Below are 24560 nucleotides of genomic sequence, written 5' to 3' on the forward strand. Positions count from 1 at the left end.
CGAACCGAGCCTGGCGAGGGACGATGGTGGAGTGAGGACTTCCCTTCGTGCCGGGCTCGCCGGCGTTGCGGCGGCCGCGGCGGCGATCGGCGTGGCCGAGCTGGTCGCGGTGGTGACCGGGGCTCGGTCGGCGCCCCTGATCGCGGTGGGCGGCGTGGTGGTCGATCACGTGCCGGGGCCGATCAAGGACTTCGGCATCCGGGTCTTCGGGGTCCACGACAAGACCGCGCTGCTGGTCGGCACCTCGATCCTGCTGGCCGGCTATGCCTTCGGGGTCGGTGTGCTCGCGCTGCGGCGGTGGGCGATCGCGGTCATCGGGATCGTGCTCTTCGGCCTCGTCGGTGCGGCGGCGGCGATCACTCGTGAAGGTGCCGGGTTCGCGTCGGTGCTCCCGTCCCTGATCGGGGCCGTCGTCGCGGCGTTCGTGCTCCGCCACCTGCTGCGGGAATCCTCTCCTTCGCGGGAGTCATCCCTCTCGCCGGACCGGCGGCGATTCCTTCGTGATCTGGGGATCGTGGCCGCGGTTGCGGCAGCGGGCGGGGTCGCGGGGCGCATGCTGACATCCCGGCGCGAGGTGAACGCGGCCCGCGAGGCCGTGGCGCTGCCCACCGCCGCCGGCGCGCCGCCGACCGTGCCCGCCGGAGCCCAGGCTCCCGGTGCCGTCCCCTACGTCACGCCGAACCGGGACTTCTACCGGATCGACACCGCCCTGGTCACGCCCCGGGTCGACCCGAACGCCTGGCAGCTGCGGATCCATGGCATGGTGCGCAACCCGATCACGCTGACCTGGGCGGACCTGCTGCGCAGGCCGATGGTCGAGCGGTACGTGACGCTGGCCTGCGTCTCCAACCCGGTGGGCGGTGATCTGATCGGCAACGCCCTCTGGCTCGGCACACCGATCAAGGACCTGCTCGACGAGGCGGACCCGCTGCCCGACGCGGATCAGGCGGTGCAGCGCTCGGTCGACGGCTGGACGTGCGGTGCGCCGACCGCGGTCCTGCGCGACGGCCGGGACGCGCTGCTGGCGGTCGGCATGAACGGCGAGCCGCTCCCGGTCGACCACGGCTTCCCGGTCCGGATGGTCGTTCCCGGACTGTACGGCTACGTCTCCGCGTGCAAGTGGATCACTGAGATCGAGCTGACCCGGTTCGCGGACTTCGACGCGTACTGGGTTCCGCGCGGATGGTCGGCCCAGGCGCCGATCAAGACGCAGTCGCGGATCGACACCCCGCGCGACGGCGCCTCCCGCAAGGCTGGAGCGGTCACGGTGGCCGGCGTGGCGTGGGCGCAACACCGCGGCATCGCCAAGGTCGAGGTGCAGGCCGGCGACGGGCCGTGGCAGGAGGCGACGCTCGCGCCCGCGGTCTTCTCGGACACCTGGCGCCAATGGAGCCTGACCTGGACCGCCTCCGCCGGACGACACACCTTACGGGTACGTGCGACCGATCTCGATGGGGTGACTCAGACCTCCGTGGGTGCGCCGCCGGAGCCCGACGGCGCAACCGGATGGCACGCCGTCACGGTCGACGTCGAGTAGGTCGAAGCCGCACTTTTGGTCCGACTCGGAAACGCAAGTCGCTCATACGGTGGGTTGCATGTCCACCGATGCGGTTGAAGAACCGCTGAACCACTCGACACGGCCCTCGCGCGAGGACCGTGTCGCCAGCCGTGTGGTGATGCCGCGCGCCGGGCGGCCTCAGGCCGCCGGTGCCTGCCGTTGTGCGGGCACTGCCGACTTGTGGGGCCGGCCGAGGCGTGCCTCGAGCCGGACAAGGTCGACCCGTCCGTGACGATCGGCCAGATCCTCCCAGCCGACCGCGAGCAGCCGCAGCCGCTCCGATTCGCTGAAACCTCCCCAGACGCCGTACGGCTCGCGGACCGCCAGGGCGTGCGCGGCGCACTCGGCCCGAACCGGGCAGGCGCCGCACATCGACTTGGCCTTGGCCTCGCGGCGATTGCGGGACGACCCGCGCTCGCCGTCGGGGTGGAAGAACTGCGCACTGTCCCGGCCCCGGCACAGTCCCAGGCGCTGCCAATCCCAGAGATCGGCGATGGGCCCGGGCAACCTGCGAACGTTCGACATCAACACCCTCCTCCCGCGCGGCACCGCGGAGTGTTCGTCGTGAGGGGCCTGGCTCAGGCCTTTCGCGGGTGTACCCCGGCTAACCCCGGCTCACACGCAACATGTCGATGTCTTCGTGAGCGGTATGGCAAAGGGGTGGCAAGTCATACCTTTCTTTCCCGTTTTTTCCATCTAAAGCGCGTAATGCTGCGGCCCTCGCGTGATCTCCTCTGAGAGAGAAGGAGGATCACTGTGCGTACCGTCCTCGTGTGCGTCCGAACCCCGCTGGCGGCCCAGACCGTCGCGTCCACCGCGGCCCGGCTCGGCATGACCGGCGTCGTCAGGACCGCGGTCAGCGAGACCGAGGCCATGATCCGACTGGCGGAACGGCCTGCCGAAGTCGTACTGGCCGACACCGCCGTGACCCGACCCGACAGCGTCGGCTTCACCCGGCGCGTACTGGCCCGCGCGCCTCAGGCACAAGTGGTGCTCTTCGGAGCTGAAGATCCGCGGGTGGCCGCGGCGGCGGTGGCAGCCGGCGCCCGTGGCGTGATCCGCGGCGTGGAGCACGACCTCGTGAGCGTCGTCGCCAAGGCGCTGCTCCTGCTCCTGTTGCCGGTACGCCCGCAGGGCATGCCGATCAACGGCGCCAACGCGCAACCGGCCACGGTGGCCGGCGGCGCCCGGAACAACAACTCACCGGCGGCTCGTGGCCAGTATCACGCCGGCCCCGGCATGGGCGTGCCGAACGCGGCCGCGGTGCCGGCGATGCTGCCCAACTCGCCGATGGTCCCGGCGCAGCGCGGTGACGCACCGATCGACCCGGCGACCGGGCGACCGATGGTTGCGTGGCCCGGCAACGAGGCCGGGGTGGGAATGGCCGACGCGGCGCCGGCCGGGCGCCGGCTCACGCTCACCGAGCGGGAGTTGCAGGTGCTGAGGGGAATGGCCGACGGCAAGAGCAACGCGGAAATCGGCCGCGAACTGTTCGTATCCGAGGACACCGTCAAGACCCACGCCCGCCGCTTGTTCCGCAAGCTGGGCGCCCGAGACCGCGCTCACGCGGTGGCCGCTGGCTTCCGCGCAGGGCTGGTGGCCTAGAACCAGCTCTGGCAGAGGGCACCGACTTCCTATTCGTCGTCGGTGCCCTCTGTGAGCGTGTCGTGCACACCGTCCGCGTAACCGCGGGCGTACTCCCACGTGACGTAGTGGTCCGGGTCCGGGTCGTAGGCCGGCTCGTGCACCCTCGGACGCCCGCTGCTCAGCAGGTGGCGCAGATTGCCCCGGAGCAGATCCCAGTCGAAGTAGTGCGGCTCGTGGCAGTCCTCGCACTCGATGACCAGCCCGCGAATGCCCGTCGGACTCAGAAGTGCCTGGTAGATCTCCAGGTCGGAGAGGTCCTCCAGGACGTCCTGGCGCTCGTCCTCGGACAGCGGATCGGCCTCGGCGTCCTCGTTGAGGTCGTCGAGACCGGCGGCCGGGTCGGTCGGGTCGCCGTTGAACGGGTCGATCGGCTCATCTTGCACCCTCATACCGTACTCACCTCCCGCGCTTGTGTGCTGGCCCGCACGTTCTGTCCGCCGCCCGGGTGCCCCGTCCGGGATGGGTAGGATGATGGACTCCGCCTCTTCTCTAGGGATGATTTGTGGAAACAGACAGCGCCCGCACCGTTCCTCTCGGTCTGACCTTCGACGACGTGCTGCTGCAGCCCGGTGAGTCGGACGTCGTCCCCAGCCGGGTCAACACGATCACCAGACTGACTCGCAACGTCGAGCTCTCCATCCCGTTGCTGTCCAGCGCGATGGACACGGTGACCGAGGCGCGCATGGCGATCGCCATGGCGCGGCAGGGCGGCATCGGTGTGCTGCACCGCAATCTCTCCGTCGAGGACCAGGCAACCCAGGTCGATCTGGTGAAGCGGTCCGAGTCCGGCATGATCACCAACCCGGTCACCTGTTCACCGGACGACACCCTGCGCCAGGTCGACGCCCTCTGCGGGCGGTATCGGATCTCCGGCGCCCCGGTGGTGGACAGTGAGGGCGTGCTGGTCGGCATCGTGACCAACCGGGACATGCGGTTCGTCAGCGACTTCGACGTCAAGGTCCGCGACGTGATGACCAAGGCGCCGCTGATCACCGCGCCGGTCGGCGTGAGCAAGGACGACGCGCTGACCCTGCTGAGCCGGCACAAGGTGGAGAAGCTGCCGCTGGTGGACGAGGCGGGTCACCTGCGCGGGCTGATCACGGTCAAGGACTTCACCAAGTCGGAGCAGTACCCGAACGCCGCCAAGGACCCGCAGGGCCGGCTCCGGGTGGCGGCCGCGGTCGGTGTCGGCGACGACTCCTACAAGCGGGCGCGCGAGCTGGTCGACGCGGGTGTCGACGTGGTCATCGTCGACACCGCGCACGGGCACCAGCGCGCGGTGCTGGAGATGGTCGCCCGGCTGAAGAAGGACGTCTCGATCGACATCGTCGGCGGAAACGTCGCCACGTTCGCCGGTGCGCGGGCGCTGGTCGAGGCGGGCGCGGACGCGGTCAAGGTCGGTGTCGGGCCGGGCGCGATCTGCACCACCCGGATCGTCGCGGGCGTGGGCGTGCCGCAGATCACCGCGATCATGGAGGCGTCCCGGGCGTGCGCCCCGGCCGGCGTGCCGGTGATCGCCGACGGCGGTATTCAATACAGCGGTGACATCGCCAAGGCGATCGTGGCCGGCGCCAGCACGGTGATGCTGGGCAGCCTGCTGGCGGGCTCCGAGGAGAGCCCCGGCGAGCTGATCTTCGTGAACGGCAAGCAGTACAAGTCGTACCGGGGGATGGGTTCGCTCGGCGCGATGCAGTCACGCGGTCAGGCCAAGTCCTACTCCAAGGACCGCTATTTCCAGCAGGATGTGAACGAGGACAAGCTGGTCCCCGAGGGCGTCGAGGGTCAGGTGCCCTATCGTGGTCCTCTGTCCAGGGTGGCGCACCAGCTCATCGGCGGGTTGCGCGCGGCCATGGGCTACGTGGGCGCGGAGACCATCCCCGACCTGCAGGAGCGGGGACAGCTGATCAGGATCACCGCGGCCGGGCTCAAGGAGAGCCACCCGCACGACATCCAGATGACTGTCGAGGCTCCGAACTACCACTCCCGCTAAATTAGAGGACTTTCCGGCCATGCGTGACGTCGTGGAGATCGGCCTAGGCAAGACCGCTCAGCGCGGGTACCACCTGGATGACATCGCGGTCGTTCCGAGTCGCCGTACTCGCGACGTGGACGACGTGTCGACCGAGTGGCGGCTCGACGCGTACCCCTTCAAGATCCCCTGCGTCGCGCACCCGTCGGACGCCACCATGAGCCCGGAGTCGGCGATCGCCCTGGGCCGCCTCGGCGGCCTGGGCGTGCTCAACGCCGAGGGTCTCTGGACCCGGTACGAGAACCCCACCAAGATCCTCGAAGAGCTCGCCTCGCTCGACGAGGACGCGGACGCCACCAAGCGGCTGCAGGAGGTGTACGCGGAGCCGATCAGGCCCGAGTTGATCGCCGAGCGGGTCCGGCAGATCCGCGAGGGCGGCGTGACCGCGGCCGTCCGGGTGTCGCCGCAGCACACCCTGGCGCTCGCCCCGGTGATACTGGATGCCGGCGTCGACCTGCTGGTCATCCAGGGCACCCTGGTGTCGGCCGAGCACGTCTCGACCACCGACGAGCCGCTGAACCTCAAGGAGTTCATCGCCGACCTCGACCTGCCGGTCATCGTCGGCGGCTGCACGGACTACAAGACCGCCCTGCACCTCATGCGGACCGGCGCGGCCGGTGTGATCGTCGGTGTCGGCGCCGACGAGTGGTCCACGACGGACACCGTGCTCGGCATCCGGGTCCCGATGGCCACCGCCATCGCCGACGCCGCGGCCGCCCGCCGGGACTACCTGGACGAGACCGGCGGACGTTACGTGCACCTGATCGCCGACGGCGGCATCGCCACCTCCGGCGACATCGCCAAGGCGATCGGCTGCGGCGCCGACGCGGTGATGCTCGGCGAGCCGCTCTCGCTCGCCGAGGGCGCACCGGCCGGCGGCGCGTGGTGGCACTCCGCGGCCAGCCACCCGGCCCTGCCGCGCGGCGGCTTCTGCATCGCCGGCGAGCCCGACGGCACCCTCGAGGAGGTGCTGTACGGCCCGGCCGACCGCCCGGACGGCCAGCTCAACCTCTTCGGCGGCCTCCGGCGCGCGATGGCCAAGTGCGGCTACCGCGACGTCAAGGAGTTCCAGAAGGTCGGCCTCGTCCTCGACAGGTGATGTCAGGCGCTCTTCGGGATCGGGGGACGCTTGGTCCCGAAGAGCCAGTCCTGGAAGAACTTGTCGAGGTTCTTGCCGGAGGCTGACTCGGCGGCGGCGATGAACTGGTCGGTGGTGACGTTGCCGTCGCGGTGTTCGGCGGCCCAGGATTTGACCAGCTTGAAGAACGCGTCGTCGCCGATCGTCCGGCGCAGCGCGTGCACCGTCATCCCGCCGCGCTGGTAAACGGCGGTTCCGAAGATCCGGTTGGGTCCGGGGTCGCCGGGCGGCTCCGACCAGTCGAACGCCCGATACGTACGGTCGAAGATCTGCTGCGCGGTCGCGTCGCCCTCGTGCTCGGACCAGAGCCACTCGGCGTACGTCGCGAAGCCCTCGTTGAGCCAGATGTCCTGCCAGCGGTCCAGAGCCAGGCTGTCGCCGAACCACTGGTGCGCGAGTTCGTGCGCCACCACCGACGGGTTGACGCCACCACCGAAGAACGTGTTGCCGTACACCGGGCGAGCCTGCGTCTCCAGTGCGTACCGGACCTTGTCCTCGTCGACCACGACACCGCCGTTCGCGCCGAACGGGTACGGCCCGAACTGGCTCACCAGGAAGTCGGTGACCTCCCCGGTCATGGCCATCGACTTGGCGGCCGGGCCGTCGGCGGGCAGCGAGTCCGGCACCGCCGTGATCATCGGCTTGCCGGCGTGGGTGCCGGTGGTGATCCGGTACTGCCCGATCACCACGGTGGACAGATAGCTGGCCATCGGCGAGTTCTCCGACCACCGCCACGTGGTCCAGCCGCCGGCGGTCTCCCGTTCTCCGGGCACCCCGTTGCTGATCGCCTCGACACCGTCCGGGACGGTCATCGCGAGCTTGAAGACGGCCTTGTCGGACGGGTGGTCGTTCACCGGGTACCACGTGCTGGCCGATTCCGGCTGGCCCAGTGCGATCGCGCCGTCCGCGGTACGCAACCAGCCGCCCTCACCGAGCGTCTCGTTCTCCAGCTGACCGGGCACACCCGCGTACGTGACCACGACCGTGAACTCGCGCCCGGTGGAGATGCCCGCCGCCGGCGTGATCACGAGCTCGTTGCCCTGCGCCGCGCTGGTAGCGGCGGCACCGTCCACAGTGACCTGACTCGCCTTCAGGTGTGCCAGGTCGAGGTTGAACCGGGACAGGTCCTGGGTGGCGGTCGCGGTGATCGTTGCGGTGCCGCTGAGACGGCCGCTGTCCGGCTCGTACTTCAGGTTCAGGTCGTATCCGGCCACGTCGTAGCCGCCGTTGCCGTACTTCGGGAAGTAGGGGTCGCCGGCACCGTCCGCGCCCGGCTTGAAAACAGGCGGGCTCGCGGAGGAGGGTGCCGGTTCCGGGTCCGAGGAGCCGGAACATCCGGCGAGCAGCATCACCACAGCCAGCGAACCGGCGCCCCGTCGCATCATGGAACGAGGTTACGTCTACCCCTTGTCGACGAGCTTGGGGTGTTGCGCCAGATACGCCTTGTGCTGATTCTTGGCGAGCGCCTTGAGGAAGCCGGTTCCCTCGGTCTTGAGCTGTTCGCCCAGGTAACCGCCACCGCGGCCGATGCCGGCGCCGGGCAGGCTCACCGTGGTGATCCGGTTGGGGGTGAGGTCACGAAGGGCGTACGCGTACTCGAACGGGGTACGCCCGCCCACGTAGATCAGCGACTCCCCGAGCGCGTTGATCAGGCCGCCCAGCCTGTCCGGGTCGGTGAGACCCTGCGACAGTCCTTTCGCGAGGATCGCCTCGACCAGTTGCCGCTGGTGCCGCTGCCGGTCGTAGTCGCCGTTGGGCAGGCCGTACCGCTGGCGGGCGTAGTCGATCGCCTCCCAGCCGATGAGCCGCTGCTTTCCCGGGTTGTAGACCTTCTGCGGCCCGACGTAGTCGCCGCCGCCGGAGGCGAGCGGCCGCATCGTGCCGTCCGGCTTGCGGTGCCGTGACTTGACCTTCTGGTCGATCGTCATGTCGATGCCGCCGAGCTGGTCGACGAGCTTGTCGAGGCCGCCGAAGTTGAGGATCGCGCCGCCCTGGAACGTCTTGATCCCGGTGTACTGGCTGAGCGTCTTGGTGAGCAGCTCGTATCCCTGCTCGACGCTGTGCTTGTTCGAGCCGGGGATCCGCGATCCGCGGCTCATCGCCTCGGTGATCTTGTGGCGCCCGCCGCCGAAGCCGGCCTTCTTGTAGGCGGGCATCTCGACGCGCAGGTCGCGGGGGAGCGAGTACAGGTACGCCGATTCCAGCCCGGCGTCCACGTGCAACAGCATGATCGCGTCGGCGTGCGGCTCCCAGTCCGGAATGGACACCCGGGTGTCGACCCCGACCAGCACCAGGTCCAGCGGGCCCTCGATGTCGGCGCCGGGCGAGGGCGACGGCGAGGCGGACGGTGCCGCGGACGTCGGGCCGGCGGAGGCCGCAGCGGGGTTCGCCGGGGCGGCGTCGGGCTTCGAGGAGTTGCGGCTGACGGCGATGGCCACGCCCACGCCGGCGAGCAGCGCCACCAGGACACCCGCTACCACCGCCCAGGTGATCTTGCTGTTCCGCATACCCGGAACCGTAGAGGACATCGGTGTGCTGCTCAATGGCGGTGGATATCTAGCAAGATCACCAGTACGCTTGCCCGCGCGACGCGTCGATACGCGATCGTCGCTACGGGGAGGTCTGGAGCCCGCATGAAGTCGTCCCATCGGCGGGCCGCCGCCGGCCTCCTCGCCGTCACGCTGACCGCCGGACTGGGCGCGCTCGGTGTGGCGTACGCGGGGGACAAGCCGGAGCCGAAGTCGTCCGCCGGAGCGGTCCGGCTGATCGTCGGGCTCAAGGCCGGTGTCGACGCCAAGGGGCGACTGAGCAGCCTGTCCGCGCTGGGCATGTCCGACGCCGAGGGCCGGGGCGCGCACCACGCGCGCGGGCTGCTCGCCGAGGTGGGTGCGAAGGCGCTGGACGTCCCCGCCGACCGCAGGTCCGCCACGATCGCCGCGCTGCGCCGGGACCCGGATGTCGCGTACGTCCAGGTCGACCCGCTGGCTAAGGCGTACGACGTGGCGCCGAACGACCCGGTCTTCACGGCCGGAGACCAGCCCGAGCTGGAGCAGATCAGGGTGCCGGCGGCCTGGGAGACGACCCGTGGCGGTCCGGTCAAGGTGGCGGTGCTGGACACCGGCGTCTCGGCGGTCGGCGACCTCTCCGGCCGGGTGCTCTCCGGATACGACTTCGTCAACGCCGACAACGACCCGTCCGACGACGGCGTCTTCCCGCACGGCACGATCGTCGCGTCGCTGATCGCCGCCACCCCGGACAACGGGACCGGCATGGCCGGTGTCTGCGCCGAGTGCGAGATCCTGCCGGTCAAGGTCCTCGACCGCAACGGCTTGGGCCCGTACACCACGATCGCGGAAGGCATCATCTACGCCGTCCAGCAGGGCGCGAAGATCATCAACATGTCGCTCGGCGGTCTCGAGCCGTCGCCGGTCCTGCAGAACGCTGTCGCCTACGCGGCCGGTCGTGGCGCGCTGGTCGTCGCCGCCGCGGGCAACGAGGGCGACACCGCGAAGCACTACCCGGCGGCGTACGGCGACGTGCTCGCCGTCGGCGCGACCGACACCCGTCTCGAGGGCACCGAGCGTGCCGAGTTCTCCTCGTACGGCAGCTGGGTCGACGTGGCCGCGCCCGGCATCACCGCCGGCATGCGCAACAACGGCGACTACTGCTGGGACGGCGGTGACGCCTGCTGGGACGACGACTACGGATACGAGGTCGAGGGCACGTCGTTCGCCGCGCCGCTGGTCGCCGGTGTCGCCGCGCTGGTCGCGTCGAAGCACCCCGGCTACAGCGGGTGGAGCATCGGCAACGCGATCCGGGCGTCGGCGAGCAAGCTGTGGTGGGTGGAGAAGGGCCTGGTCGACGCGAACGCGGCGCTGACCAAGGGTACCGACACCGTCGCGCCGTCCGCGTCCGGCATCTCCCCGGCGCAGAACGCCAAGGTGCGCGGCAACGTGACGATCACCCCGACCGGCCTGAGCGACGACTGGTCCTCGATCCGCGCGATCGACCTCTACGTCGACGGCAAGTGGCACAGCTGGGACTACACGTACCCCTGGGGCCCCACGCTCTACACCCGGGGCCGCAACGGCACCGTGAAGGTGCAGATGAAGATCGTCGACAAGGCCGGCAACTTCCGCTGGACCGCTGTTCGCACGCTGGTCGCCGACAACATCCTGCCCACCGCGAGCATCACCAGCGCGCCGAAGAACAAGGCGCGGGTGAGCGGCACGGTCAACGTCGCGGTCAAGGCCTCCGACAGGTCCGGGATCGCCAAGGTCCAGCTGCTGGTCAACGGCAAGGTGGTGGCCACCGACACCACCGCGGCCTACAAGCTCGGCTTCAAGGTGGCGAAACAGAAGAAGACCATGAAGGTCAGAATCCGGGTGTACGACAAAGCGGGCAACGTCCGTTACCTGACGACGAGGGTCTACTACCGCGCCTGAGCCTCGTCGGCGGCCGCCGGTAAACTCGCCGGGTGAGTACCCCGCGACCCGTCCTCGTCGTCGACTTCGGCGCACAGTACGCCCAGTTGATCGCCCGCCGGGTCCGTGAGGCCCGTGTCTACTCCGAGATCGTCCCGCACTCGATGCCGGTGGCCGAGATGCTGGCGAAGAACCCGGCAGCGATCATCCTGTCCGGAGGGCCGTCCAGCGTCTACGAGCCGGGCGCACCGGTGCTCGACGCCGGTCTCTTCGACAGCGACGTGCCGGTCTTCGGCATCTGCTACGGCTTCCAGGCGATGGCGCAGGCACTCGGCGGCACCGTCGCACACACCGGCTCCAGGGAATACGGGCGGACGCTGCTCGCCGCACAGGGTGGCAGCCTGCTCCGCGACCTCCCCGCCGACCTGCCGGTCTGGATGAGCCACGGCGACAGCGTCGCGGTCGCGCCCGAGGGCTTCGCGGTCACCGCCTCCACGCCGGGTGCGCCGGTCGCCGCGTTCGAGGACCTCACCGCCAAGCGGGCCGGTGTGCAGTTCCACCCCGAGGTGGCGCACACCGAGCAGGGCCAGGAGATGCTCAAGCGCTTCCTCTACGAGATCGCCGGCATCGAGCCGACCTGGACCCCCGGCAACATCATCGAGGACCAGGTCGCCGCGATCCGCGCGCAGGTCGGCGACAAGCAGGTGCTCTGCGCGCTCTCCGGCGGCGTCGACTCGGCGGTCGCCGCGGCGCTGGTGCACAGGGCCATCGGCGATCAGCTCACCTGCGTGTTCGTCGACCACGGTCTGCTGCGCTCCGGCGAGGCCGAGCAGGTGGAGAAGGACTACGTGGCGGCCACCGGCATCCGGCTCGTCGTGGTCGACGCCGAGGAGCAGTTCCTCGGTCACCTGGCCGGCGTCACCGACCCGGAGCAGAAGCGGAAGATCATCGGCCGGGAGTTCATCCGGACGTTCGAGGCGACCGCCCGCAAGCTGGACGCCGAGCGGCACATCGAGTTCCTGGTGCAGGGCACGCTCTACCCGGACGTGGTGGAGTCGGGCGGCGGCACCGGCACGGCGAACATCAAGTCGCACCACAACGTCGGCGGGCTGCCCGACGACCTCCAGTTCGCGCTGATCGAGCCGCTGCGCACGCTGTTCAAGGACGAGGTCCGCGCGCTCGGCGCCGAGCTCGGCCTGCCCGAGGCGATGGTGCAGCGTCACCCGTTCCCGGGCCCCGGCCTGGCGATCCGGATCATCGGCGCGGTGGACCGGGACCGGCTGGACATCCTGCGCCAGGCCGACCTGATCGCCCGCGAGGAGCTCACCGCCGCCGGGCTGGACCGCGACGTCTGGCAGTTCCCGGTGGTGCTGCTCGCCGACGTGCGCAGCGTCGGTGTGCAGGGCGACGGCCGCACCTACGGCCACCCGGTGGTGCTGCGGCCGGTCTCCAGCGAGGACGCGATGACCGCCGACTGGTCCCGCCTGCCGTACGACGTGATTGCCAAGATCTCTAACCGCATCACCAACGAGGTCCGGGAGATCAACCGGGTCGTGCTGGACGTCACGAGCAAGCCCCCGGGCACCATCGAGTGGGAGTGACTCTCAGTAGTGGATCAATAGCTCAGGGCGGGCAAAATCGCCCTGAGCTGCGGTTACTCAGTGCGATCCCACTGTCAGGAACCCGACAGAAGTTCTTGAGAGGTAACATAATCCGGGCAGAATGCCGCCCGTGACCCCCGCACTGGAACCGCTCCGCAAGATCGCCGCCTACGCCGTCGCCCGCGACGACGCCGGCCGCGTTCTTCTGGTCCGGGCATCGTCCCGCTCCGGCACTCCCGGAGTCTGGTCGCTGCCCGGCGGCGCCGTCGACCACGGCGAAGATCCCAATCACACCGTCGTCCGCGAGACCGCGGCCGAGACCGGCCTCTCCGTGGCCGTCTCCGGGCTGCGTGACGTGCTCGCCGACATGCGTGCACTGCCGCACCGCGGTGTCACCATCCACACCGACCGGCTCATCTACTCGGTGTCGATCCGTGGCGGAACCCTGCTGGACCGCGTCGGGCATCCCACCGACCTGGCCCGCTGGCACACCCTCGAGGAGGCGCAGCGGCTGCGGCTGCGCCCGTTCACCGCGGCCGCCCTCGGGTTGCCGGACGCGACCGCCGACCTGCGGCCGGAGGGCGTCCCGGAGTTCCCGTCGTTCTACGCGTACCGGGGGCCGGACGGGCTGCACCGGGCACAGCGGTTCGCGGCGTACGCGATCGCGACCGACCCTTACGAGAACCTGCTGCTCACGCGCATCTCGCCCGGATATCCGGGCGCGGGCTGCTGGCATCTGCCGGGCGGCGGCACCGACTACGGCGAGCAGCCGGGCACCGCGCTGATCCGGGAACTGGTCGAGGAGACCGGGCAGGCGGGCCGGCTGATCGAACTGCTCGGCGTGGCCAGCCACCGCGACGCCGCCTCGCTCGGGCCGGAGGGCTACCCGATCGACTGGCACGGCGTGCGCGCCTTCTACCGGGTGGTCGTCGACGAGCCGACCGAGGTCACCATCCACGACGTGGGCGGCTCGACCGACGAGGCCCGGTGGATGCCGCTCAAGGAGGTCGCCGAGCTGGCCGCCGACCGGCTGACCGAGGTGACGGCCGAGGCGCTGCGGGCGGCCCGGCTAATCTAGAGGCGGTGAAGATCAGGAGAAGGGCCGCGGCGTATGGGGTGTGCCGCTCGGCCGGCGGCCGGGTGCTGCTGACCCGTGGCTCCGACCTCGGCGCGTTCCCCGGAGTCTGGTCCCTGCCCGGTGGTGGCATTGATCACGGTGAGCACCCGGACGACACGATCGTCCGGGAGTTCGCCGAGGAGACCGGCTTGACCGTACGCGTGACCGCCCCGCGAACCGTGCTCGCCGACCTCGCCCGCCTCCCCGACGGCACCCTCGAGCACACCGACCGCATCGTCTACGACGTCGAGCACACCGGCGGAACACTCCGCCCGGAGGTCTCCGGCACCTCCGACCTGGCCGAATGGGTCGAACCCGCCGACGTGGCGGCACGCCCGTTGCTGCCGTTCACGGCCCGTGTCCTCGGCGCCCGGTTCGACGACCCGGCCGACCTCGCCGCCGACCTGCCGGAGGACGGGCTCGTCCCGCCGCCCGCAAAGGTGCAGCGTTTCGGTGCGTACGCGCTGGCCACCGACCCGTCCGGGCGGGTGCTGCTGACCCTGATCTCGGACGGCTACCCGGGCGGCGGCCGGTGGCACCTTCCCGGCGGCGGCACCGACTTCGGCGAGACACCGGAGCGCGCCCTGGCCCGTGAGCTGCACGAAGAGACGTCACAACGCGGCCGGATCGTCGGCCTGCTCGGCGTCGGCCACCGGTACGACCCGGCCGCGATGGGTCCCGAGGGAGTGCCGCTCGACTGGCACGTGATCCGGGTGTTGTACCAGGTCAAGGTCGATGAACCGACCGTCGCGGCGGTCACCGAGGCGGCCGGCGGCTCGACCGCTGAGGCGGCCTGGTTCACCCCTGACGAGGCCGGCAACCTGCCCCTCACCGAGCTGTCACGGGAAGCGTTGGGCCGGACGGGCTAAAATCGGTATCCGGAAGGCTGAGTGAGCGTCCATCGGTCCGCCCGAGGGATGAAACCGTCGGTTCGCGTCGTTGCACTCCAGGATCGTTCGCCCTCTCGCCAAGGCCGTCCGGCTGTGCGATGGTGTAACCCGCAATTTCGCCGGTCTCTTTGCAGTTACCGGCGGGACAACCGAACTCCATGGAGGAAGCACGTGCCGAGTACCCCTTGGCGCCGGCGTCGTACGACGGATAGTCCCCGTCCCGCCGGGCGTCGTTGGGCTGGCCGGCTGCGCCGCGGCGGGACTCTCGCCCGGCAGGCCCTGTTGGTTCGGGTGGGCCGCCGTTCCGCCGAGGCCGGGCGGGCTGCCACCGCGACCCGCGCCGAGGTGCTCTACACCGGCCCCGAGCCGGCGCGGACGCTGATGATCCCCGCTCCGGGTGTGCCCGTGGACGTGTCCGTTCCCGCCGAGGAGACGGTCCCGGCCTCGATCCCTCTGCTTCCGGGTGAGCGCACCATGTCCCGCCGTGTCAGCTTCGCCCTGGTCAACGCGTGCACGCTGGCCAGCCTCGGCCTCGGCCTGCTGGCGATCTTCCTGGCCATGGACGGCAGCCCGCGCACCGCGGCCGCCTGCCTGGTCGCCTGCGTGATCTTCGACGGCCTGGACGGCGCGTTGGCGCGCAAGCTCGGTGTGGCGAGCCCGTTCGGCGCCCAGATGGACTCGCTCGCCGACATGTGCTCTTTCGGTCTTGCCGCGCCCGTTGTCGTCTACGCCTCGCTGGCCGACTCGGTCCCGCAGGCCGCCGCCGCGATCGCCTGCGCGCTCGTCGCCGGCTGTGCCGCCATCCGGCTGGCCCGGTTCAACGTCTCGCCCAAGGACGGCCGCTTCTTCTGCGGCGTGCCCACCACCATGGCCGCCGCGGTGCTGGCGCTCACCGTGCTGATCGGGCTGCCGCTGCCCGGCATGGCCCTGCTGGGCGGTGTGACCCTGCTCGCGTTCGCGATGGTCTCCAGCTTCCCGTACGCGAAGCTGGCCCGCCTGCTGCGCCTGCCGCCGTGGCTCTGGCTGCTCCCGGTCGTCGGCGCGCTGCTGCAGCCGCGGATGACGTTCGTCCTGATCGTCGCCACCTACCTGGTGAGCGGGCCGATCCTCTGGATGCGCACCAAGCGGGCCTGATCCCGAACGGACAACAAAAGGGCCGCCTCCCTCGGGAGGCGGCCCTTTTCGTGAAGCTCTACTTCCAGCGGGCGATCACCGTGCTGCCGCCGACAACCTTCTCGTTGACGCTCACCAGGGCCTCCGCCTTGTCGGCGGGCAGGTAGACGTCGGTCCGCGAGCCGAAGCGGATCAGGCCGAAGCGCTCGCCCTTGGCCAGCAGCGTGCCGACCGGGGTCCGCTGCACGATGCGCCGGGCGATCAGGCCGGTCCGCTGCGCGATCGCGACGGTCCCGTGCTCGGTGTCGAGGACCGTGTAGGCCGCGACGTTGTGCTCGGCCGCCGCGGTCATCGCGTTCGCGTAGCCGCCCTCCTCGACGAAGTAGTCCGCCACCCGGCCGGCCACCGGCGAGCGGTTGACATGCACGTCGAGCACCGAGAGGAAGACCGCGATCCGGAGGAACTCGCCGGGCCCGAAGCGCTCGTCGTGCATCCGCTCGATCGAGAGGACCTTGCCGTCCGCGGCGGCCACCACGGCCGACGGGTCGCCGGGCACGTCGCGCTCCGGGTCGCGGAAGAACGCGGCCACCGGCGCGGCGGCGATCGCCGGCAGCAGCCAGAGCTTCGACTTCGGCCGGGCCCGGCGAGCGAGCACGGCCAGGCCGAGCGCGATGCCGGCGGCCGCGACGCCGTTGGAGTCGAGGTGCATGGTCCGGGTGACCGGGACGCTCGACGTCCGGTACGCCGGGGCGAGGGTGGCGGCGCTCGCCACGTCGGCCGGGCTGTAGCGCAGCTTGTGCACGCGCAGCGGCGGCTGGTTGCGGACCACCAGGTCGGAGCCGACACCGAAGAGCGCGGCCTGGCGGAACAGTTCCGCCGCGGCGCCGCCGGTGCGGCCGGGCGCGGCCGGGACGGCGACGACGAGCACCGCCCCGTCGGCCAGGTACTTGCCGAGCCGGTCCAGCAGGGCGCGGGTCTCGTCGGCCGTGCCGGTCAGCGGCTCGCCGGCGATCACGACGTCGGCGGGCTGCGCCTCGTCGAGCGACTCGACGACCTTGACCCGGTCGGCGACCCAGCTGCCCAGCCCGGTGATGTGGTCGCGCAGCACGTCGGTGCTGCTGTTACGGCCGGGAACCAGGGTCAGTGTGTCGCCGGGCAGCAGCGCCTCGACGGCGGCCGCCACCACGGCCGAGGCGTGGTCGGCGCCGACCACCAGCGCGGACGAGGCCGCGTTCTGGCGGGCGAACTCGGCGGTCAGGGCACGGGCGGCCCGAGCGCCCACGCCGGGTACGGGTGTGGTCGGATACGGGGTCATTCAGCGAGCATATTGCCCCGCACACAGGCCGCTGACCTGTGGGCGGGGCAATATGAGCGGTCAGTCCTTCTCCCGGTCCTTGTCGAACCGCGTCGCCGGGTCCTCGAGAAGCTCCTGGACGATCGAGGCGTGCATCTCCGGCGGCAGGTCGCCCGGAGTCTCCACCACGGCCTGGGCGGTGACCGGCGCGGGCACCTCGCGGCGTCCGGAGCGGATCGCCCCGAGCAGCCCCACCATCCCGAAGAAGATCAGTCCGCCGGCCACGACCCAGCCGATGGCCGGCAGGTGCAGCGTGACCACCCGGGAGATCGCCCACCAGAACACGACCGCCAGGAAGAGCAGCCCGAAGCTGAGCGAGACGGCGTCCATGCGGTGCGGCTTCATCGCGCCACCTCCAGGTTTCCGGCCTCCAGGTTGAGGTCGAGCAGCAGGGTCCCGCCGCCGGCGCCGTCGGTGCCCTGGTCGGTCACCGAGATGTCGCCGGGGTCGTTGTACTCGTCACCGAAGAGCATGGCCCGCCCGCCGTCGATCCGTACGTCGGTGGTGGTGTCCACGTTCGGCGGGAGCAGCACCCGCAGCTGGCCCAGCTTCATGGTGACCGTGGTGCTCTGCTCCTGCCGGGAGAAGTCCACCTGGCGCAGGTCCAGCGTGACGTTGCCGAACGTGAAGTCGTACCGGTCGGGAACCTCGGCGATGCTGGCCGGGCGGTAGACGCTGGGCGTGAAGTCCTCGCCGAAGCGCTCGACGCCGGTCGAGACGGCCAGGCCGAACGTGACCAGCAGGGCGAGCGCGATCAGGCCGCGCGCCCGGCCGAACCAGGTGCCGACGATCAGCCCGAGCGCGATGGTGACCAGCGCGGCGGCGAAGTAGGCGGAGACCGCGACGTTCACACCGGCCATGTCCAGCACGGCCAGCAGACCCATCATCAGCAAGAGCGCGAAGAAGGTCAGGCGGCCCAGGATCGAGCGCTCCTTCGGCGGCTTCGGAGCCTTCGGAGGCTTGGGCGCCGGCGGCTGCGGCGGCATGGGCGGCGCGCTCGCGAACGGGCCGTGCGGCGCGAACGGCGGGCGGTACCCCGTGGCCGGCGGCTCGTAGGGCGGCGGCGGGGGCGGTGTGGTCAGCGGTTCCGCGGCCGGTGCGGCCGCGGGCGGCGTGGTGAACGCCATGGTCGGCTCCTCGGCGGTAGGCGGGGGAGGCGGCGGCGCCGTGGGCGGTGCCGCGGCGGGGGGAAACGAGGCAGCGTCCCTCCCGGCCGAGCCGCCCCGCTTGATCAGCAGGAAGGCGCCGATGATCACCGCGGCGGCGAGCATGCTGGCCCGCGCGCCGCTGTTCACGATGAAGGCGAAGGTCAGCAGCGCGGCGCCGCCGAGCAGCACCACCGAGATGGGCTGCATCCCGGACTGGCCCTTGCCGAGCAGCGACTCGATCGGTGAGGCGGTGTCACCCTCGGACGGGATGATCAGCCAACCGATCAGATAGAGCAGCACGCCGGTGCCGCCGAGCAGGCCGAGCACGGCGAGCAGGACCCGCCAGAGAACCGGGTCGGTGTTGGTGGCCCGGGCCAGCGCGCCGCAGACGCCGGCCACGTACCGGCCGTGGCGGGGGCGCACCAGTTGCTGGCGGGCGAAAGCCGCGCCCGCGTTCGCGAGCCACGGCGGGACGTTCGGCGGATATCCGGAGTCGGTCTTGTCGCCCGGAGTTGACGGCGCCGGCCCACTCGGGGGCGTGTCAGCGCCGCGGGGTTCGGCAGCTTCGTCGTTCATAGCTTCGATCGTGCGGCTCGGCGTACCCCATTCGCTTCCGGAGCCGACCCTGAGCCCACCCTGAGATCCTGGCCCGGATTACCGGGGAAGTCCCCGTGGCCCGGCACGGCGCGCCGTGTGACGATCGGAGGGCAGGAAAGGGGAACAGCGATCACTACCACTGCCGCACCGCCGCAGCCGCGCCGGTTGTACCGGCCGCGCGATCATCGCATCGTCGCGGGCGTCGCCGTCGGTCTGGCCCGCCATCTGGGCGTGCCGGTGCTGGCGGTGCGCATCGCACTCGTCGTCCTGCTCGGCTTCAACGCGCTGGGCCTGCTCCTCTACGCCGCCTACTGGGCCGTGCTGCCGCAGGAGGCCCGCGGCGACGAGCCGACGCCCCGGCGCGACTTCGCCGCCCTGATGCCGTTCGCCGCCATCGGTCTCGGCGTGATCCTGCTCCAGGCGCTGGTCTTCGACGACCAGGTGGCCACGACGGCCGGCTGGATGATCGCGGTGATCGCGGTCGGCGCCGGCGTGATCTGGCACCAGTCCGATCCGAGCCGCCGGGACCAGGGCGCCGACAACAACATCGCCGCGGCGCCGTGGTTCGCCGCATTCGTGTCCGAGAACGATCGCCGTTCCTTTGTCTTCCGCTTCATCGGCGGCGGCATCCTGGTGGCCGTCGGGATCATCGGCGTGATCGCCGTCTACACCCCGACCGAGTCACTCTCCGCGGTCTTCAACGGCGTGATCTTCGCCTTCGTCGGCCTGCTCGGCGTCGGCGTCGTGGTGGCGCCGCTGGTCTGGCGCACGTTCGGGCAGCTGCGCGCCGAGCGCGAGGGCCGGATCCGGGAGCAGGAGCGCGCCGAGCTGGCCGCCATGATCCATGACCAGGTTCTGCACACGCTGGCACTCATCCAGCGCAACTCCGCCGACATCAAAGAGGTGCAGCGGCTCGCCCGGGGACAGGAGCGCAGCCTGCGCAACTGGCTCTACAAGCCGACGGGTTCGCCGACCGAGCGGTTCGCCGCCGCGCTGGAGCAGGTCGCCGCCGAGGTGGAGGACACCTACGCGATCACCGTGGAGACGGTCGTGGTCGGCGACACGCAGAGCGACGAGCGCGTGGCCGCGCTGGTCGCCGCCGCCCGTGAGGCGCTCGTCAACGCCGCCCGGCACGCGGGCGTGCAGACGGTTTCGCTCTATGCCGAGGTGGAGGAGGATGAGCTCAGCGTCTTCGTGCGAGATCGCGGCGCGGGCTTCGAGCTCGGCGGCGTGGCGGAGACGCGGCACGGCGTCCGAGGCTCGATCATCGGGCGGATGCAGCGCCATGGAGGGCGAGCCGAGATCCGCAGCGCGCCCGGCGACGGTACTGAGGTGCGCCTAATGCTCCCCCTCTACCGGGAGAGCGTGACCGCCGGTAAGGAGACAGCACGATGACCGAGCCCGTGACGGACGCCGACCCCCGGCGGCTGACCGTCTTCCTCGTCGACGACCACGCGATGTTCCGCGCCGGTGTCCGCGCCGAGCTCGGCGCGCACGTCGACGTCGTGGGCGAGGCCAGCACGGTCGCCGAGGCGATCAGCAAGATCGCCTCGGGGCAGCCCGACGTGGTCCTGCTCGACGTGCACATGCCCGACGGCGGCGGCCGGGCCGTGCTGGAGTCGATCCGGCGCAGCCATCCACAGGTCAAGTTCCTGGCGCTCTCCGTCTCGGACGCGGCCGAGGACGTGATCGGCCTGATCCGCGCCGGGGCCCGGGGCTACGTGACCAAGACGATCTCGCCGGACGAGCTGGCCGCGGCCGTGCGCCGGGTGGCCGACGGCGACGCGGTGTTCAGCCCACGGCTCGCCGGCTTCGTGCTGGACGCCTTCGCCTCCCGTCCGGACGTGCCGGTCGCCGATCCGGAGCTGGACCAGCTGACCAACCGCGAGCGCGAGGTCCTGCGCCTGCTCGCGCGGGGTTACGCGTACAAGGAGATCGCGAAGGAGCTGTTCATCTCGATCAAGACGGTCGAGACGCACGTCTCCAACGTGCTGCGCAAGCTCCAGATGAGCAACCGTTACGAGCTGTCACGATGGGCCGCTGACCGACGGCTGGTCTAGCATCCGTCAAGCGACTTTCCCGGTGGTACGTTCGGCTGCGAAGAGTGTCCGAAGGGCCACGAGCCGGAGTACTCGCAGCTCAGGCCGGTCAGATCCGTCGAAAGAACGATCTTTGGGTCTGCGTCAGGACGTAAACGGCTAATATCTTCTTGATAACGGCGCTCATCGGTTTCCGTGCCCCTGTGTCACAGTGTCAGCTACTCACACAACCCCTCGTGAGCGCCCCTGAAGGAGGCACTCCCATGCCTGGGAAAAGCCCATGGAAGATGGCGGTCGGTGCGACCGCCATCGTCTTGTTGGCCGCCGGTTGCGGTAGCAGCGGGTCAGACGACTCGGAAGCTACTTCCAATACTGTGGTTATCGGTATCGCTGAGCCGCAGCACCTGATTCCGTCGAACACGACGGAGTCGAACGGTGCTGAGGTCCTGGCGTCGCTCTTCTACCCGCTCGTCGACTTCGACGCTCAGAACCAGCCCGTCGAGGTCGCCGCGGAGTCGATCACGCCGGACGCTACCAACACCACCTGGACCGTGAAGTTGAAGCCCGGCTTCACCTTCCACAACGGCGAGCCGGTCGTCGCGCAGAACTACGTCGACGCTTGGAACCACGGCGCCTACGGCCCGAACGGCAATGGTGGCTCCTACTTCTACTCGCGGATCGACGGCTACGAGGCCCTTCAGTCCGAGGACCCGGACGGCGAAGAAGGCCCGAAGAAGGCCCCCGAGCCCAAGGCCAAGAAGCTGACCGGTCTCGTGGTGGTCGACGACAGCACGTTCACCATCAAGCTGTCGGCGCCGTTCGCGTCCTTCAAGTCGCTGCTCGGCTACACCGTCTTCTACCCGCTGCCCAAGGCCGCGTTCTCGTCCGACGGCGTGCTCGCCGAGGGCTTCGAGGACGCCGTCATCGGCAACGGCCCCTTCAAGATGAAGGGCAAGTGGGAGCACGACTCGCAGATCGTCGTGGAGAAGGTCGCCGACTTCAAGGGCCAGGTCCCGAAGATCGACGGCATCAACTGGAAGATCTACCAGGAGGACGCGGCGCAGTACGCGGACCTGGTCGCCGGCAACCTTGACGTGCAGACCCAGATCCCGATCGAGAGCCTCGCGAAGGCCTCGGCCGACCTGGGCGACCGCTTCCAGAAGAGCCCGAACTCGGTCTTCCAGTTCGTCGGTTTCCCGACGTTCCTGAAGGAGTTCCAGAACGTCGACGTCCGCCGGGCGATCTCGATGGCGATCAACCGCCAGGAGATCACCGACCAGATCTTCCTCGGTTCGCAGACCCCGGCGACGTCGTTCGTCTCCCCGGTGGTGGCCGGTTACCGCGAGAACACCTGTGGTGCCAACTGCGAGTACAACCCGACCGAGGCGAAGAAGCTGTACGACGCGGCCAAGGGCCCGTCCGAGCTGAAGATCACCTACAACGCTGACGGCCCGCACAAGGCGTGGGTCGACGCGACCTGTAACCAGATCAAGGCCTCGCTGGGCGTCAACTGCACCGGTGTTGGTGAGCCGAAGTTCGCCGACCTTCTCACCAAGGTCGAGAAGAAGGAGAACGTCGGTCTGATCCGCCTCGGCTGGATCATGGACTACCCGCTGATGGAGAACTACCTCGGCCCGCTGTACGCGACCGGCGGTTCCTCCAACTACTACGGGTACTCCAACACCACCTTCGACAACCTGGTGAAGGAGGGCTCCTCGGCCGCGACGCCGGAGGAGTCGATCAAGAAGTGGCAGGAGGCTGAGGACATCCTGGCCAAGGACATGCCGGTCATCCCGCTGCGTGTCGGCCAGAACGTGTTCGGCTACTCGGAGAAGGTCACCAACGTGACGGTGGACCTCTTCCAGAAGGTCAACCTCTACGAGATCGAAGTAGTGAGCTGATCTAACCGCTCGAACGGTGGTGGCGTCACGGAGATTGTGCGACCGTGGCGCCACCACTTTGTTGACCCAACCTCCTCGTCGCCGTGCTCACGAGGCCGGCGCTCTTCCGCGGAAGAAGTAAAGCCGTATGTTCCGCTACATCGTGCGGCGCCTACTACAGATGGTCCTGACGTTCTTCGGGGCCACCTTCGTAGTTTTCGCGCTGATGTTCGCCAACCAGGACGACCCCCTCCAGGCGTTGGCGGGCGAACGACCCATCACTGAGAGTCAGCGCATCGCGCTGACCGAGCGTTACCACCTGGATGAGCCTTTCCTCACCCAGTACTGGTACTACATGAAGGGCCTTCTCACCGGCGATTTCGGCACGTCCCTCACCGGACGCAAGATCGCCGACACGCTCGAGACGGCCTGGCCCATCACTCTGAAGCTCGCCACCATGGCGATCGTGATCGCCGCGATCATCGCGATCAGCGCCGGCGTCTACTCGGCCATCAAGCGTGGCGGCATCTTCGACAACACCACCCTGATCGTCACCCTGGTCCTGCTGTCGATGCCGATCGTGGTCATCGCGCCGCTGGCCCAGCTGCTCTTCGGTATCCAGCTGGGCTGGTTCCCGCCGACGGCCAGCGCGAAGGCGACGTTCTATCAGCTGTTGCTGCCGGCGATCGTGCTGGCGACATCGGTGCTCGCCACGCAGCTACGGGTCACCCGGACCTCGGTCGCCGAGAACCTTCGTGCCGACTACGTCCGCACCGCCCGGGCCAAGGGCCTCTCCTCCCGGCGGGTCACCTCGGTGCACGTGCTCCGCAACTCGCTGATCCCGGTCATCACGCTGATCGGCGTCGACCTGGGCAACCTGATGTCGGGCGCGATCGTGACCGAGGGCGTCTTCAACATCCCCGGTGTCGGCTACAACCTCGCCAAGGGCATCCGTACGGAGGACGGCCCACTCGTGGTCGGCTTCGTCAGCGCGCTGGTGATCGTCTTCCTGGTCGTCAACCTGATCGTCGACCTCCTGTACGCCGCCCTTGACCCCAGGATCCGCTATGAGTGACTTGAATTCGATCGCCGCCGCTGAGGTGCCCGAGCCGGTACAGGTGCAGCCCCGGCCCGGCCGCAAGCAGGACAAGCCACGCAGCCTGGCCGGCGACGCCTGGATCGACCTGCGCAAGAGCAAGATCTTCTGGGTCGCGGTCGTTCTCGTGGCGATCGTCGTGCTGATGGCGGTCTGGCCGACGCTGTTCACCTCGGCCGACCCGCGGGCCTGCTCGCTGTCCAACCAGCACAAGGGCGCTACCGGCGAGGCGTACTTCGGATACGACTTCCAGGGCTGTGACGTGTTCGCGAGGACCATCTACGGTGCTCGCAACTCGATCATCGTGGGTGTCGTGTCGACCGTGATCGCGGGCCTCATCGGCATCATCGTCGGCCTCTCCTCCGGCTTCTTCGGCGGTTGGGTGGACGCGCTGCTGTCCCGCTTCATCGACGTGATGCTGGCGATCCCGTTCCTGCTCGGCGGCATCGTGCTCTCCACCCGGCTCTCCGCGGACCCGAACGACAACGGCGTCCTCGCGGTGATCCTGACCCTGGGCCTGCTGACCTGGACCTCCGGTGCCCGTGTCATGCGGTCCGCGGTGATCTCGGCGAAGAACCAGGACTACGTGGCCGCCGGCCGCATGCTCGGCGCCGGCCCCGGCCGGCTCATGCTGCGGCACATCCTCCCGAACTCGATCGCGTCGTTCATCGTCGTGCTGACGATCCTGCTGGGCATCAACATCGGTGTCGAGGCGACGCTGTCGTTCCTCGGTGTCGGCCTCAAGGGCGACGCCATCAGCTGGGGTATCGCGATCTCCGAGGCCACGCCGTACGCGCGCGTGGCGGCCGCCCCGCTGGTCTGGCCGGCGACCTTCCTCGGCCTGACGGTGCTGGCCTTCATCATGTTGGGCGACGCCATCCGCGACGCCTTCGACCCGAAGTTGCGGTGAACCTGTGACTGATATCAAG

The 24560-nt window shown here is 69.8% G+C and carries 21 protein-coding genes; 14 read left to right on the forward strand and 7 right to left on the reverse strand.

What is annotated here, in order from left to right; translation table 11 throughout:
* Window positions 1–31 precede the first annotated feature (31 nt).
* On the forward strand, window positions 32–1537 hold the full coding sequence (locus AB0M02_RS08135; protein WP_364223445.1) for a molybdopterin-dependent oxidoreductase: 1506 nt from the start codon (window positions 32–34) through the stop codon (window positions 1535–1537).
* Window positions 1538–1696: 159 nt separating this feature from the next.
* On the opposite strand, the gene AB0M02_RS08140 is transcribed toward AB0M02_RS08135, so the two are convergent.
* Window positions 1697–2083 carry a WhiB family transcriptional regulator gene (locus tag AB0M02_RS08140; protein WP_364223447.1) on the reverse strand — a complete coding sequence of 129 codons (387 nt, stop codon included), beginning with the start codon at window positions 2081–2083 and terminating at the stop codon, window positions 1697–1699.
* 231 nt (window positions 2084–2314) lie between these two features.
* Between AB0M02_RS08140 and AB0M02_RS08145 the strand changes: the two genes are divergently transcribed.
* Window positions 2315–3163, forward strand: coding sequence for a helix-turn-helix transcriptional regulator (locus tag AB0M02_RS08145; protein ID WP_364223449.1), 849 nt, complete (start codon window positions 2315–2317; stop codon window positions 3161–3163).
* Between the two features lie 29 nt (window positions 3164–3192).
* On the opposite strand, the gene AB0M02_RS08150 is transcribed toward AB0M02_RS08145, so the two are convergent.
* Complete coding sequence (locus tag AB0M02_RS08150) at window positions 3193–3588, reverse strand: DUF5319 domain-containing protein (RefSeq protein WP_364224493.1); 396 nt, start codon at window positions 3586–3588, stop codon at window positions 3193–3195.
* Between the two features lie 119 nt (window positions 3589–3707).
* On the opposite strand from AB0M02_RS08150, the gene guaB reads away from it, so the two are divergent.
* Together guaB and AB0M02_RS08160 are read left to right on the forward strand one after the other, a co-directional pair.
* Window positions 3708–5195 (forward strand): IMP dehydrogenase, encoded by a 1488-nt coding sequence (gene guaB / locus AB0M02_RS08155; RefSeq protein ID WP_364223451.1) that lies wholly within the window; start codon window positions 3708–3710, stop codon window positions 5193–5195.
* 19 nt (window positions 5196–5214) lie between these two features.
* Complete coding sequence (locus tag AB0M02_RS08160) at window positions 5215–6333, forward strand: GuaB3 family IMP dehydrogenase-related protein (protein WP_364223453.1); 1119 nt, start codon at window positions 5215–5217, stop codon at window positions 6331–6333.
* 2 nt (window positions 6334–6335) lie between these two features.
* Here the strand turns inward: AB0M02_RS08160 and AB0M02_RS08165 are convergent, their stop codons facing one another.
* Together AB0M02_RS08165 and AB0M02_RS08170 are read right to left on the reverse strand one after the other, a co-directional pair.
* Window positions 6336–7757 carry a M1 family metallopeptidase gene (locus AB0M02_RS08165; protein WP_364223455.1) on the reverse strand — a complete coding sequence of 474 codons (1422 nt, stop codon included), beginning with the start codon at window positions 7755–7757 and terminating at the stop codon, window positions 6336–6338.
* A gap of 15 nt (window positions 7758–7772) precedes the next feature.
* Entirely contained in the window at window positions 7773–8879 is a 1107-nt protein-coding gene (locus AB0M02_RS08170; RefSeq protein ID WP_364223457.1) for an LCP family protein, read from the reverse strand.
* Window positions 8880–9005: 126 nt separating this feature from the next.
* Between AB0M02_RS08170 and AB0M02_RS08175 the strand changes: the two genes are divergently transcribed.
* The 5 genes from AB0M02_RS08175 (at window position 9006) to AB0M02_RS08195 (ending at window position 15538) form a co-directional block, all read left to right on the forward strand.
* Entirely contained in the window at window positions 9006–10817 is a 1812-nt protein-coding gene (locus AB0M02_RS08175) for a S8 family serine peptidase (RefSeq protein WP_364223459.1), read from the forward strand.
* Window positions 10818–10849: 32 nt separating this feature from the next.
* Window positions 10850–12397 carry a glutamine-hydrolyzing GMP synthase gene (gene guaA / locus AB0M02_RS08180; protein ID WP_364223461.1) on the forward strand — a complete coding sequence of 516 codons (1548 nt, stop codon included), beginning with the start codon at window positions 10850–10852 and terminating at the stop codon, window positions 12395–12397.
* Window positions 12398–12527: 130 nt separating this feature from the next.
* Window positions 12528–13475: an NUDIX hydrolase gene (locus AB0M02_RS08185; RefSeq protein WP_364223463.1), complete on the forward strand. Its 948-nt coding sequence runs from the start codon at window positions 12528–12530 to the stop codon at window positions 13473–13475.
* Window positions 13476–13480: 5 nt separating this feature from the next.
* A complete protein-coding gene (locus tag AB0M02_RS08190) occupies window positions 13481–14383 on the forward strand; it encodes an NUDIX domain-containing protein (RefSeq protein WP_364223465.1) in 903 nt (300 codons plus the stop codon).
* Between the two features lie 267 nt (window positions 14384–14650).
* The gene (locus tag AB0M02_RS08195; RefSeq protein ID WP_364224495.1) at window positions 14651–15538 is read left to right on the forward strand and encodes a CDP-alcohol phosphatidyltransferase family protein; all 888 of its coding nucleotides are present in this window, start codon (window positions 14651–14653) and stop codon (window positions 15536–15538) included.
* Between the two features lie 58 nt (window positions 15539–15596).
* Here AB0M02_RS08195 and AB0M02_RS08200 read toward each other — a convergent pair whose 3' ends face one another.
* Genes AB0M02_RS08200 through AB0M02_RS08210 form a run of 3 tightly spaced genes read right to left on the reverse strand, consistent with a single transcriptional unit; the run spans window position 15597 to window position 18595 of the window.
* Window positions 15597–16832, reverse strand: coding sequence for a phosphatidylserine decarboxylase (locus tag AB0M02_RS08200; RefSeq protein WP_364223467.1), 1236 nt, complete (start codon window positions 16830–16832; stop codon window positions 15597–15599).
* A gap of 60 nt (window positions 16833–16892) precedes the next feature.
* Window positions 16893–17216, reverse strand: a complete 324-nt coding sequence (locus AB0M02_RS08205) for a hypothetical protein (RefSeq protein ID WP_364223469.1) — start codon at window positions 17214–17216, stop codon at window positions 16893–16895.
* Entirely contained in the window at window positions 17213–18595 is a 1383-nt protein-coding gene (locus AB0M02_RS08210) for a PspC domain-containing protein (RefSeq protein ID WP_364223471.1), read from the reverse strand. The genes AB0M02_RS08205 and AB0M02_RS08210 overlap by 4 nt, the downstream gene beginning before the upstream one ends.
* Before the next feature lie 186 nt (window positions 18596–18781).
* Between AB0M02_RS08210 and AB0M02_RS08215 the strand changes: the two genes are divergently transcribed.
* From AB0M02_RS08215 to AB0M02_RS08235, 5 genes are all read left to right on the forward strand, one after another.
* Window positions 18782–20011 carry a PspC domain-containing protein gene (locus tag AB0M02_RS08215; RefSeq protein WP_364223473.1) on the forward strand — a complete coding sequence of 410 codons (1230 nt, stop codon included), beginning with the start codon at window positions 18782–18784 and terminating at the stop codon, window positions 20009–20011.
* Complete coding sequence (locus tag AB0M02_RS08220; RefSeq protein WP_364223475.1) at window positions 20008–20676, forward strand: response regulator transcription factor; 669 nt, start codon at window positions 20008–20010, stop codon at window positions 20674–20676. The genes AB0M02_RS08215 and AB0M02_RS08220 overlap by 4 nt, the downstream gene beginning before the upstream one ends.
* Before the next feature lie 242 nt (window positions 20677–20918).
* A complete protein-coding gene (locus tag AB0M02_RS08225) occupies window positions 20919–22556 on the forward strand; it encodes an ABC transporter substrate-binding protein (protein ID WP_364223477.1) in 1638 nt (545 codons plus the stop codon).
* Window positions 22557–22683: 127 nt separating this feature from the next.
* A complete protein-coding gene (locus tag AB0M02_RS08230; RefSeq protein ID WP_364223479.1) occupies window positions 22684–23610 on the forward strand; it encodes an ABC transporter permease in 927 nt (308 codons plus the stop codon).
* Window positions 23603–24541, forward strand: coding sequence for an ABC transporter permease (locus AB0M02_RS08235; RefSeq protein WP_364223481.1), 939 nt, complete (start codon window positions 23603–23605; stop codon window positions 24539–24541). Before AB0M02_RS08230 ends, AB0M02_RS08235 begins: the two co-directional genes overlap by 8 nt.
* Window positions 24542–24560: the final 19 nt, after the last annotated feature.

The organism is Actinoplanes sp. NPDC051861, from assembly GCF_040681145.1.
Classification (GTDB): Bacteria; Actinomycetota; Actinomycetes; order Mycobacteriales; family Micromonosporaceae; genus Actinoplanes.